Raw genomic sequence first — 13,103 nt, forward strand, 5'->3', positions numbered from 1 at the left:
AGTGTATCTGCAGTCTGGCCCGAAGTCCGTTAACAAAAACCCGAAATCTTGCGCTTTAATTTTTCTCGCCGACGAGGAACGCGCGGAACTGCGGCGACATCCAGGTTTTAAACCCGTCACCCTCTTTGACAATCATATATACCGCCAGCCCCTGTTCGCGAACCACGTCCTGCGCTTTTTCCGGCCCCAGCACCATCAGCCCGGTATCCCAGCCGTCGGCCTCCAGCGCCGTCGGGGCGATAACGGTCACCGAAACCAGTTTATGATCAATAGGCCGCCCGGTTTGCGGATCGATAACGTGCGAGATGCGCTTACCGTCCAGCTCATAGTAGTTGCGGTAGCTGCCGGAGGTGCTGATGCCGTGGCCGTTGATATCAACGATCGCCTGCACCGCGTTTTCGCGATCGGTTGGCTTCTGGATCGCCACCCGCCAGGGCTGCCCTTCCGCATTCATACCCCGGCTCACCAGCGCGCCGCCCACCGAGACCAGATAGCGCGAGATCCCCTCCTGCTCCATCAGGCGCGCCAGATGATCGGCGGCGTAGCCTTCACCCACGGTAGAGAGATCGACGAACAGATCCGGAATGTCTTTTTGCAGATACTGTTGGCCGGCCTGGTTGATCACCGTCAGATGCTGTAATCCGCTGCGCGCTTTCGCCGCAGCAATCTGCTGCGCATCCGGCGTTTTTACCGGCTGTTTATCCGGACCAAAGCCCCATAAATTGACCAGCGGCCCGACGGTGATATCCATGGCGCCATGGGTTTTCGCGCCAATGCGCAGCGACATCGTCACGATATCTGCCATCGCCTCGCTGACCGGCCACGGCGACGTTCCCGGCGAATGGTTAAAGCGCATCAACGCTGAATCGTTCTTCCAGGTAGAAAGTAGACGGTCGTCGGCATCGAGCTGAGCCTGCACTTTCTGGCGCAGCGCCTCGGCCTTCGCCTCATCAAGGTTGATGACGCTGACCCGCCAGAATGTGCCCATGGTTTTGCCATCCAGCACGGTGGCGGCGGATTTTGGCGTCTGGGGAGAGGTGGCTGAATCACAGCCTGAAAGTAATACGCAGGCGCCGAACAGGGCGGCGCGGAAAAAAGTGATATCCATAAAATTGGCTTCCTCTGGCTAAGGCGCAAAGAGTACACCAGTAAGGTTAAACCGGGCATAAAAAAAGGCGCCATCGGCGCCTTTTTTCAAACTTCTGCGTACTTAGAACTGGTAAACCAGGCCCAGAGCAACGATGTCGTCGGTAGACACATTGGCAGCACGGGTGAAGCGGTTGTCGTCCAGCAGGTTGATTTTGTAGTCAACGTAGGTGGACATGTTTTTGTTGAAGTAGTAGGTCGCGCCTACATCAACATATTTCAGCAGATCCTGATCGCCGTAACCTTCCAGATCCTTACCTTTGGACTGCAGGTAAGCCACGGACGGACGCAGACCGAAGTCGAACTGGTACTGTGCAACCACTTCGAAGTTCTGAGCTTTGTTAGCAAAGCCCTGGTTGCCAGCGCGAGTTGCGTTGTAGGTCTGGGTGTACTGAGTCGCCAGGTAGATGTTGTTGGCGTCATATTTCAGACCACCGGTGTAGGTTTCAGCGTTGTCGCCGCGGCCCAGAGCAGGAACAGTGTTCTGCTGGCTGGTACGTTTAGAGTGAGAGTACGCGAAACCAGCGCTGATACCGTCGTAGATATCATAGGTCACAGCAGTGCCGTAACCGTCGCCGTTCTGTTTGTTCCAGTCACGACCGTTGTTGGTCGAACCTTCACCGCTTACGCTGCCGTTTTTACCCTGATACTGCAGAGCAAAGTTCAGGCCGTCAACCAGACCGAAGAAGTCAGAGTTACGGTAGGTTGCCACGCCGTTAGCGCGAGACTGCAGGAAGTTGTCAGAACCGTAGGTGTCGCCGCCGAATTCCGGCAGAACGTCGGTCCAGGAAGTTACGTCGTAAACAACGCCGTAGTTACGACCGTAGTCGAAAGAGCCCGCGTCGCCGAATTTCAGACCTGCAAACGCCAGACGAGTCCACGCCTGATCGCTGGAGCTTTCGGTGTTGTTAGCCTGGACGTTGTATTCCCACTGGCCGTAACCGGTCAGCTGATCATTGATCTGGGTTTCGCCTTTGATGCCCAGACGCATGTAGGTCTGGTCGCCATCTTGACCTTTGTCGTCAGAGAAATAGTGCAGACCGTCGATTTTACCGTACAGGTCTAATTTGTTGCCATCTTTGTTATAGACTTCAGCCGCATTCGCTGCGCCCGCTACCAGCAGTGCCGGTACCAGGAGGGACAGTACTTTAACTTTCATGTTATTAACCCTCTGTTTGTTATATGCCTTTTATTATTGCCACTGCTTACTGATTACCCTTCTAATCAGTCGGCTATTTCATTGTGCTGCAAAATGCAGAATAATCCAACAAGAATATGATACTAAAACTTCTAAGATGTTTCAAAATACCCACAAGATGTTTCAAATTGTAAATGCAAGGGAACTTTTTTTCTGCACAAAAAGCTCATAAAAATAAGCACTAATAATCAAAAAATAAAAATTATCAATCAATGTCAAAGAGTTACACAGTTACACACCTATAGCACTGAATGGTAAAACAAAATTCTCATCTGGGACTAAAATTAATCCCGCTATCATCATTAACTTTATTTATTACCGTCATTCAGTTCTGAATGTCTGTTTACCCCTATTTCAACCGGATGCCTCGCATCCGGTTTTTTTTACCCTTCTTTACACATCTTTAATTATTCCCTGCTAACCGCGAAAAAAATAACGGTTATTAATCAAACAACTTACGGCTAAAATCGGAGTAATTTATATAATTTCTTGTTATTTAGTGCTATTTACATTATCGAATCCGTAAATAATTGTACAAAAATAACCGGGACGTACATCTTTGTACGCCCCGCTGGTTTGGCATAAATCTCAAGGCAAAAAGTCATTGTAGGATATTCAGATGTATGGATTTTGGACGTTAACCCTTATACTGTTCGTAGCATCTGCGCTGCCCCCGGTTAACTTGGTGCAACAGTCCGTTTACACACAATGATGAGTCGTATTCTCACACGATGACCCCGAAAAAATTTTCCCTGATACCCGGCAACATTACTCGCTTCTTTATTCTCATGGTCATCGTCCTACTGGCGACGATGGGGGTCATGATCCAAAGCGCCGTTAACACCTGGCTTAAAGACAAAAGCTACCAGGTGGTCGATGTCAGCTACGACTTACATAAACGCATCGATACCTGGCGCTACGCCACCTGGCAGATTTATGACAATATCGCTGCGACCTCGTCCAGTTCAGTCTCAGAGACAGGGCTCCAGGAAACGCGTTTAAAACAGGATGTTTACTACCTGGAGAAACCCCGGCGCAAAACAGAAGCGCTGATTTTTGGCTCGCATGACGGCTCAACGCTGGAAATGACGCAAAAAATCTCCAACTATCTCGATATCCTGTGGGGCGCCGAGACGATCCCCTGGTCGATGTATTACCTGAACGGGCTTGATAACAGCCTGATTCTGGTTTCAACGCTGCCCTTAAAAGACCTCTCTTCCAGCTTCAAAGAGTCGACCATCAGCAGCGTCGTCGAATCACGACGGGCAGAAATGCTGCTTCAGGCCAACACCTTAGATGAACGCGAGACCTTTTCGTCGCTGCGCCACCTTGCCTGGCAAAACGGCTACTACTTTACTTTACGCACGACATTCAACCAGCCCGGTCACCTGGCGACCGTTGTCGCCTTCGATCTGCCCATTAACGATCTCATTCCTCCTAGTATGTCGCTGGAGAGCTTCCGGCTGGAGCCCGATCCGTCGCAAAGCGTCAACAGCAACCCGGATAAAGAAGCCGCCGACATCGTTAGCATTAACTTTAACGGCCCGCAGATTGAAATTCTCACCACCATTAATACCACCGGTATGCGTCTGGTCTGGATGGTGCCCTTTAGCGAGCTGATTCTGGAGTCCTTGCAGAGTATCTTACTGCCGCTGTTGCTGAATATTGGTCTGCTGGCGCTGGCGCTGTTCGGATTTACGACCTTTCGCCACTACAGCGGCCGTAAAAGCATCGTGGGAACGGCGGTCTCTTCGGCAGCCAATAATGAGCTGCGCGCCCAGCGCGCCATTCACGAAGAGATTGTTTCCCTGCTGCCGCTAGGGCTTCTGGTGCACGATCTGGACGCTAACCGTACGGTGATTAGCAATCCGATTGCCGATCATCTGCTGCCGCATCTGAACCTGCAAAACATCATTAACATGGCCGATCAGCATCAGGGCGTGATTCAGGCGACGGTGAACAATGAACTGTATGAAATCCGTCAGTTCCGCAGCCAGGTTTCGCCGCGTACGCAAATCTTTATTATTCGCGATCAGGACCGTGAAGTGCTGGTGAATAAGAAGCTCAAGCAGGCCCAGCGCCTGTATGAGAAAAACCAGCAGGGCCGCACTGCTTTTATGCAGCATATCGGTATGGCGCTGAAGCAGCCAGCGCAAACGCTGGCGGAAGAAGCCGCGGCGCTCGGCATAGCTGAAAGCCGCAAGCTGGCCCAGCATGCAGATGAACTGGTCCAACTGGTCGATGAAATACAGCTGGCAAACCTGCTGGAGACCGATAGCTGGAAGAGCGCGCAGGGTCTGTTCTCCATTCAGGAATTGATAGATGAAGTGGTGCCTGAAGTCCTGCCCATCATCAAACGTAAAGGTCTTCAGCTGCTGATTAACAACTCGCTGCCGGCCAATGAGCAACGCTACGGCGATCGCGACGCCCTGCGCCGCACACTTTTACTGCTCATCCAATATTCGGTTACCACCACGCCTATCGGCAAAATCACCCTGGAAGTGAGTAAAGATGAATCAGCTGACGACCGCCTGACCTTCCGTATTCTGGATACCGGCAACGGCGTTTCGGCGAATGAAATCGACAATATGCACTTCCCGTTCCTCAACGAGACGCAGGCAGACCTTTACGGCAAAGCCAACGCCCTCACCTTCTGGCTCTGCGATCGCCTGACCCGCAAGCTAGGCGGGCAGCTCAATATCAAAGCGCGCGAGTCACTGGGCACCCGCTACTCCCTGCATCTAAAAATGGCCGCCAGCGCAGAGGAGAGTGATTCAGGGGAACATCTGTTGGATGAGGTCGTAATACTGCTTGATGTAACGGCCCATGAAGTCCGCCGTATCGTCACCCGCCAGCTTGAAAGCTGGGGGGCCACCTGCATCACGCCGGATGACAGAATCACAAGTCAACAATATGATCTCTTTTTAACGGATAATCCGTCTAATCTTACTGCTTCGGGCTTGCTTTTAAGCGATGATGAAGTCCGGGTTCATAAGATTGGTCCTGGTCAGCTCCGCGTAAACTTTAATATCAGCGCTGCGATGCAGGAAGCTATCCTCCAGCTGATTGAGCAGCAGCTTGCTGAGGAAGAGGAGCCCCCTTCCTCAGCCGGTAGCGAAAGTAACGCCGAACTGCATGCCAGCGGCTATTACACGCTGTTTGCAGACACGGTACCAGATGATGTTAAGAGGCTGTATAATGAACGGGCAACAGGCGATTTCGCCGCGCTGGCGCAGACCGCTCACCGCCTCAAAGGGGCGTTTGCTATGCTAAATCTGGTACCCGGCAAGCAGTTATGTGAAACGCTTGAGCATCTGATTCGAGAAAAAGATGCGCAAGGCATAGAAAAATATATCAGCGACATTGACGACTACGTCAAGAGCTTGCTGTAGCAAGGTAGCCTAATACATGAACAATATGAACGTAATTATTGCCGATGACCATCCGATCGTACTGTTCGGTATTCGTAAGTCACTTGAACAAATTGAGTGGGTGAACGTTGTCGGCGAGTTTGAAGACTCCACCGCATTAATCAACAATCTGCCAAAGCTGGACGCACACGTCCTGATTACCGATTTATCCATGCCCGGTGATAAATACGGCGATGGCATTACGCTTATCAAATACATCAAGCGTCATTTCCCGGATCTGTCCATCATTGTCCTGACAATGAATAACAACCCGGCGATCCTGAGCGCGGTGCTGGATCTGGACATCGAAGGGATCGTCCTGAAACAGGGTGCGCCAACCGATCTGCCTAAAGCGCTGGCCGCGCTGCAAAAGGGCAAAAAATTCACCCCGGAAAGCGTTTCGCGCCTGCTGGAAAAAATCAGCGCCGGCGGTTACGGCGACAAACGTTTGTCGCCTAAAGAGAGTGAGGTATTGCGTCTGTTCGCCGAAGGCTTCCTGGTCACAGAGATTGCCAAAAAGCTCAACCGCAGTATCAAAACCATCAGTAGCCAGAAAAAATCGGCAATGATGAAGCTCGGTGTGGAAAACGACATTGCCCTGCTTAACTACCTCTCTTCCGTTTCCCTGAGCTCCACGGATAAAGACTAACGTCTCCCTTCCCGGATAGCGCAGCGCTATCCGGGAAACTGCCTTACTCCCTTCCCTTACGTACCCGTGCTGCGTAGACCGTCAGGGTCTGCTTGATAATATCCAGAGTCACCGGCTTAGAAAGGCAGCTGTCCATACCCGACTCCAGGCAGCGCTGCTTCTCTTCCGCCAGGGCGTTGGCGGTGACCCCGATCACCGGCAGCGTGAGTCCCAGCTGGCGTATGCGCTGGGTCAGGCGATAGCCGTCCATATTCGGCATGTTGACGTCGCTAAGCACGATATCAATATGCTGCTTGCTCAGAACATTCAGCGCATCGACCCCATCATTTGCCGTCACGCACTGATAGCCCAGCGATCCCAGCTGATCGGCCAGCAGACGTCGGTTAATAGGATGATCGTCTACCACCAGGATCATCATGTCATCATTGCTGGTGGTTTCCGCATCCGCCGCGGATAGCGCGGGCCCGTTTTCCGCGCTGGCCACGGCGATATGGAAGATGCGTCCCAGAAGCGGCAGCAGTTCATGGGGCGTGGCCACGCTATGCAGCCATTCGCCGGGCGCCCGCTCCTGCGGAATACCGATATGCCGACGAGAGAAGATCACCATTGCGCAGCCGGTCCAGGCTTCATACGTCTCGCTATCGGTTAACAGAATATCTTCCGCTCCCGGCGTTTGCCCGTCAAAACGACGGACCGGGACGCCGTGAAATGTCAGCAACTGCTCGACGAACACCGCCAGCGAGCTGTTATCAATCGCCAACCAGCAGCATTTTTCAGCCAGGCCGTCAATCAGTAGCGGCGGCGTATTTTGTACGCCATAAAGCGGGATACGAATGGTGAACCGGCTGCCCATGCCGGGCTCGGTTTCGACGGCAATATCGCCATCCATCATGCTGATAAGCTTTTCACAGATCGCCAGACCGAGTCCCGTCCCCTGGAAGTTGCGCTGCACCCCGGTTCCGACCTGGAAGAATGGATCGAACAGGCGTACCACCTCTTTCGCCGGGATCCCTTCGCCGGTGTCGCGTACGCTGATGCGCAGATAATCATCCGCCCGCTCTACGTGCAGGACAATACAGCCGGTATCGGTAAACTTAATCGCATTACTTAGCAGGTTGGAAATAACCTGTTGCAGGCGCATGGGATCGCCGGACATCAGCTGCGGTACGTCGGGCTCAATAAAACAGTACAGCCCCAGGTGCTTACGCACCACCAGCGGCAGATAGTTGGCGGAAATATGGTTCATGACCTCGCGCGGCGAAAACTCCCGCGGCTCAATTTTTAGCTGCTCGGACTCAATTTTTGAGAAGTCGAGGATATCGCTAATAATTTTCAGCAGCAGGCTGGAAGAGTTGTTCATCGCCGTCACCAGGCGATCGACGCCCTTCGGCAGCTCTTTGGTCTGCAATAAATCAAGGTTACCGATAATCCCGTACAGCGGCGTGCGCAGTTCGTGGCTGACGGTGGCGAGGAACATTGATTTCGACTGGCTGGCCTGCTCGGCAGCCTGGGCCATCTCCTGCAGCGACTCCTCCATTTTGACGCGCGCCGAGACATCCACCAACACGCAAATCGCCACATTCTCATTACGGTAGCGCGAGTGGACAAAGCTGATTTGCAGGTTAGTGTTATTGCTGGTCAGCACATCGACAAAGTTCACCTGCTGGCCGCAGATAATTTGCGTCAGCCGCTGCCTGTCCTCGTGGGTTAGCATGTTGAGATAGTTATGCGCCAGCTCGTTACTCAGGATGTTGGTGCCGTCGAGCGTACGTAAAATACAGATCCCCACCGGCGCGGAGGCAACGATTTTTCGGTTGAACTGCTCATGCTCTTCCAGCCGCTGGGCGTCATTTTCCGCCGGAATAAAAATCCGCCGTTCATACATTCGGGCGAGGACAAAGAGGAGCACGCCGGTGAGCAGATTGAGCACCACAGCGTTCAGTATCAGCATCCGGATGCGTTCCAGCACCTGATCCACCGGCACCGAATAGACAATACTCAGGGATGATGGCGGCAGGTTTTTTTTCATCGCCAGCTCGCGAAAACCGGCGGTATAGCCGAACCACAGACGCTCCTGCATCCACTTCGCATCCGCTTTAATATTACTGTCCGACCCGGCAAGCGAAATCAGCGACTGACCGTTATCGTCGAGGATAGTGACGTTCATCGGCAGACTACCAGGAGTAAAGAAGCTTTCCATACGGATGGTTTGCTCTACGCCGAGCATCGCCTGCAGGCGATTCGCTACATAGATTGGGGTCAACGCATAGAAATAACCAACGCCCGGACGCACGCCCTGGCTTATCCAGAACAGATTATTACCGCGCTCGTTTTGCGGCGCGTCGCGATACTGCTCAATGCGCTGATGCAGCACTTTTAACGCCTGGTCCCGCTCCAGCGGAATATCGCGCAGACCGAAGTTGGCCATACACAGATTGTCGCTGCCAATCAAAAAAATACGATTGAGGTCGTAGGCCGTTGAGAAATTGTCACGCCAGTAGCGCATAAACCACGCCAGTGACTGTAGCGAATTACGCCAGGTCGTACTCATCAGCGCGCAGTCGGAGTCCGGGTAGAGCGGTTCAAAATTAGGTATCGCGATATCGCCGCGCTGAACCGGCGTATCACCGCCTTCGCCGCCGTCCATCGGCCGGTTGCCCGCAACGTACTTCAGCTCTTTGATCACATCGGCGGTACGCTGGATGTAGCGCTGCGCCTGATCGGCATTGAGATTAAATTCCTGGCGAATTTCCGATTCGCGATCGTGCAAAGCATTGACGATGTAAAACACCGACACAAAAGCGACCAGCACCCACAGTAGTACCGCCAGCGCTCTGAATAGATAGCGTGAAACCTTTAACGTGTTATGGAAAGAAGCTAGATATTTCAATGTGGCGATGCTCGGCCGTCAGGGGCTCAACAGAATGGCGTTAAGGTAACGATAAAACAACGGTCCCGCAACGGGAAAACAAAAAGGGTCGGGGATAGCCCCGACCCTTTCAGAACAATCACCGCAGAGAATTACTCTTCGTCTTCGGCAATATCATCGTCAGTATCCGCTTCCGGCGCGATATCCTCATCGCCTTCCGCCGCGCTGCCGTCGATGGCATCCAGCTCTTCGTCATCAACCGGCTCAGCTACGCGCTGCAGGCCAACCACGTTTTCATCTTCCGCGGTGCGGATCAGAATCACGCCCTGAGTGTTACGACCCACAATGCTCACTTCAGAAACGCGGGTTCGTACCAGCGTGCCCGCATCGGTGATCATCATAATCTGGTCGCAGTCATCTACCTGCACCGCGCCCACAACGGAACCATTGCGTTCGGTGACTTTGATAGAGATAACGCCCTGGGTCGCACGCGACTTGGTTGGATACTCTTCAGCCGCGGTACGTTTACCGTAGCCGTTCTGCGTGACGGTCAGGATGGCGCCTTCGCCGCGCGGAACGATCAGCGAGACCACCTTGTCCTCGCCGGCCAGCTTGATGCCGCGCACGCCGGTGGCGGTACGGCCCATCGCGCGGACGGCGTCCTCTTTAAAGCGCACCACTTTACCGGCGGCTGAGAACAGCATGACTTCGTCCTGACCGGAAGTCAGATCGACGCCAATCAGTTCGTCGCCTTCGTTAAGGTTAACCGCGATAATACCGGCGGAACGCGGACGGCTGAATTCGGTCAGCGCCGTTTTCTTCACGGTACCGCTGGCGGTCGCCATAAAGACGTTCACGCCCTCTTCGTATTCGCGGACCGGCAGGATCGCGGTGATGCGCTCGTTGGCTTCCAGCGGCAGCAGGTTGACGATCGGACGACCGCGCGCGCCGCGGCTGGCTTCCGGCAACTGATAAACTTTCATCCAGTAGAGACGACCGCGGCTGGAGAAGCAGAGGATCGTGTCGTGGGTGTTGGCCACCAGCAGACGGTCGATAAAGTCTTCTTCTTTGATACGCGCCGCAGATTTGCCTTTGCCGCCGCGACGCTGCGCTTCGTAGTCGGTTAACGGCTGATACTTCACGTAGCCCTGATGCGAAAGGGTCACGACAACATCTTCCTGGTTGATCAGGTCTTCGATGTTGATATCGGCGCTGTTAGCGGTGATCTCGGTACGGCGCGCGTCGCCGAACTGTTCACGGACCAGCTCCAGCTCTTCGCGGATAACTTCCATCAGGCGATCGGCGCTGCCCAGAATGTGCAGCAATTCCGCAATCTGTTCCAACAGCTCTTTGTATTCGTCGAGCAGTTTTTCATGCTCAAGGCCGGTCAGTTTCTGCAAACGCAGATCCAGAATCGCCTGTGCCTGCTGTTCGGTCAGGTAGTACTGGCCGTCGCGCACGCCGAATTCAGGTTCCAGCCATTCCGGACGCGCGGCGTCATCGCCTGCACGTTCCAGCATCGCGGAAACATTGCCCAGATCCCATGAACGGGCGATTAAGCCAGCTTTCGCTTCCGCCGGCGTCGGCGCGCGGCGAATCAGCTCAATAATCGGATCGATGTTGGCCAGGGCAATCGCCAGCGCTTCGAGGATGTGCGCGCGATCGCGGGCTTTACGCAGTTCAAAAATCGTACGGCGGGTCACCACTTCGCGGCGGTGGCGCACGAACGCGGCAATAATTTCTTTCAGGTTCATGATCTTCGGCTGACCATGGTGCAGGGCAACCATGTTGATACCGAAGGAGACCTGGAGCTGAGTCTGCGAATAAAGGTTGTTAAGAACCACCTCACCCACCGCATCGCGCTTCACTTCTATCACGATACGCATGCCGTCTTTATCAGACTCGTCGCGCAGCGCGCTGATGCCTTCGACGCGTTTGTCTTTGACCAGCTCAGCGATTTTCTCAATCAGGCGCGCTTTGTTCACCTGATACGGAATTTCATGCACGATGATGGTTTCGCGACCGGTTTTCGCGTCAGCTTCCACTTCCGCGCGCGCGCGAATGTACACTTTACCGCGACCGGTACGATAGGCCTCTTCAATGCCGCGGCGACCGTTGATGATCGCGGCGGTCGGGAAGTCCGGACCCGGAATATGTTCCATCAGCCCTTCAATGCTGATGTCTTCGTTTTCAACGTAGGCCAGACAGCCGTTGATCACTTCGGTCAGGTTATGCGGCGGAATGTTGGTCGCCATACCTACCGCGATACCGGACGAACCGTTGACTAACAGGTTCGGGATTTTGGTCGGCATAACGTCAGGGATCTTTTCCGTGCCGTCATAGTTATCGACGAAATCCACCGTCTCTTTTTCCAGGTCGGCCATCAGTTCATGAGCGATCTTCGACATACGGATTTCCGTATAACGCATCGCTGCGGCGGAGTCGCCGTCGACAGAACCGAAGTTACCCTGGCCATCTACCAGCATGTAACGCAGGGAGAATGGCTGCGCCATACGTACAATGGTATCGTATACGGCAGTATCACCATGAGGGTGGTATTTACCGATTACGTCACCAACGACACGGGCAGATTTTTTATAGGCTTTGTTCCAGTCATTGCCCAATACGTTCATGGCGTATAGTACGCGACGGTGTACCGGCTTCAGGCCATCTCGGACATCCGGCAGCGCACGGCCAACAATGACCGACATCGCATAATCCAGATACGAGCTCTTCAGCTCTTCCTCAATGTTGACCGGTGTAATTTCTCTCGCAAGGTCGCTCATCTAACCGCTATCCCTCTACTGTATCCCGGATTCAAAGGTCGCAAATTATAACACACCCGTAGTGATACGGGTAAACCTATACCCAATGATTTTCGCGCGGCGGAAGGCGACAGGGATAGACGGTTTATTCATCCCTGAGGCCTGATATACTCGCGGGTCTGAACTGAACAGGAGTAAAAGCGCCCATGAATGCCGAAAAACCGTCGGTGGCCCACAATGTTGATCATAATGAAATCGCTAAATTTGAAGCCGTCGCCTCGCGCTGGTGGGATTTAGAAGGCGAATTCAAGCCGTTACATCGCATCAACCCTCTACGTCTTGGCTATATCGCGGAGCGCGCCGGCGGCCTGTTTGGCAAAAAAGTGCTCGATGTCGGCTGCGGCGGCGGCATCCTGGCTGAAAGCATGGCTCGGGAAGGCGCGACGGTGACCGGTCTGGATATGGGTTTCGAACCGTTACAGGTGGCCAGGCTGCACGCCCTGGAGAGCGGTATTCAGGTCGAATACGTCCAGGAAACCGTTGAAGAGCACGCGGCGAAGCATGCCCAGCAGTATGACGTCGTGACCTGCATGGAGATGCTGGAGCACGTCCCGGACCCGCAGTCGGTGGTCCACGCATGCGCGCGGCTGGTCAAACCCGGCGGCCAGGTCTTCTTCTCGACCATTAACCGTAACGGTAAAGCGTGGCTGATGGCGGTCGTGGGCGCCGAATACGTGATGAAGATGGTGCCAAAAGGTACCCATGACGTGAAGAAATTTATTAAACCAGCGGAGCTGATCGGCTGGGTTGATGAGACTATTCTGAAAGAGCAGCATATTACCGGTCTTCACTACAATCCGTTGACCAATACCTTCAAGCTGGCGCCGGGCGTTGATGTTAACTATATGTTGCATACAACGGCGACGAAGGCATAGCGTCAGCTGTTTTTCCTATGATGATTGCGCGGCATCAAGCCGCGTGATTTTTTCTTCCGATGAAGAAATCAGCACTCGATCAAATTTTCATTTTTTTTTCTGTTTTATTGACATCTTCTCCAGGCCTTATG

General features: G+C 53.6%; 7 protein-coding genes and 1 pseudogene. 4 read left to right on the forward strand and 4 right to left on the reverse strand.

Features of this window, described 5'->3' with window-relative positions; all coding sequences use genetic code 11:
- Positions 1-55: 55 nt before the first annotated feature.
- A pseudogene (gene apbE / locus KCG39_RS10335) lies at positions 56-1,048 on the reverse strand (FAD:protein FMN transferase ApbE); the annotation flags it as partial.
- On the opposite strand from apbE, the gene KCG39_RS28150 reads away from it, so the two are divergent.
- Positions 987-1,130: a hypothetical protein gene (locus tag KCG39_RS28150; RefSeq protein WP_464338689.1), complete on the forward strand. Its 144-nt coding sequence runs from the start codon at positions 987-989 to the stop codon at positions 1,128-1,130. The pseudogene apbE and the gene KCG39_RS28150 overlap by 62 nt on opposite strands.
- 80 nt (positions 1,131-1,210) lie before the next feature.
- On the opposite strand, the gene KCG39_RS10340 is transcribed toward KCG39_RS28150, so the two are convergent.
- Positions 1,211-2,305: a porin OmpC gene (locus KCG39_RS10340; RefSeq protein WP_004123039.1), complete on the reverse strand. Its 1,095-nt coding sequence runs from the start codon at positions 2,303-2,305 to the stop codon at positions 1,211-1,213.
- A gap of 770 nt (positions 2,306-3,075) precedes the next feature.
- On the opposite strand from KCG39_RS10340, the gene rcsD reads away from it, so the two are divergent.
- Positions 3,076-5,736 (forward strand): phosphotransferase RcsD, encoded by a 2,661-nt coding sequence (gene rcsD / locus KCG39_RS10345; RefSeq protein WP_004123044.1) that lies wholly within the window; start codon positions 3,076-3,078, stop codon positions 5,734-5,736.
- Positions 5,737-5,752: 16 nt separating this feature from the next.
- On the forward strand, positions 5,753-6,403 hold the full coding sequence (gene rcsB / locus KCG39_RS10350; protein ID WP_004103995.1) for a response regulator transcription factor RcsB: 651 nt from the start codon (positions 5,753-5,755) through the stop codon (positions 6,401-6,403).
- A gap of 43 nt (positions 6,404-6,446) precedes the next feature.
- Here rcsB and rcsC read toward each other — a convergent pair whose 3' ends face one another.
- Together rcsC and gyrA are read right to left on the reverse strand one after the other, a co-directional pair.
- Complete coding sequence (gene rcsC, locus KCG39_RS10355; protein WP_004123047.1) at positions 6,447-9,293, reverse strand: two-component system sensor histidine kinase RcsC; 2,847 nt, start codon at positions 9,291-9,293, stop codon at positions 6,447-6,449.
- A gap of 131 nt (positions 9,294-9,424) precedes the next feature.
- Entirely contained in the window at positions 9,425-12,058 is a 2,634-nt protein-coding gene (gene gyrA / locus KCG39_RS10360) for a DNA topoisomerase (ATP-hydrolyzing) subunit A (protein WP_004123050.1), read from the reverse strand.
- Positions 12,059-12,243: 185 nt separating this feature from the next.
- Here gyrA and ubiG point away from each other — a divergent pair, with 185 nt between their 5' ends.
- Complete coding sequence (gene ubiG, locus KCG39_RS10365) at positions 12,244-12,972, forward strand: bifunctional 2-polyprenyl-6-hydroxyphenol methylase/3-demethylubiquinol 3-O-methyltransferase UbiG (protein WP_004123052.1); 729 nt, start codon at positions 12,244-12,246, stop codon at positions 12,970-12,972.
- The last annotated feature ends 131 nt before the right edge of the window (positions 12,973-13,103 follow it).

This window comes from Klebsiella pasteurii (assembly GCF_018139045.1).
Classification (GTDB): domain Bacteria; phylum Pseudomonadota; class Gammaproteobacteria; order Enterobacterales; family Enterobacteriaceae; genus Klebsiella; species Klebsiella grimontii.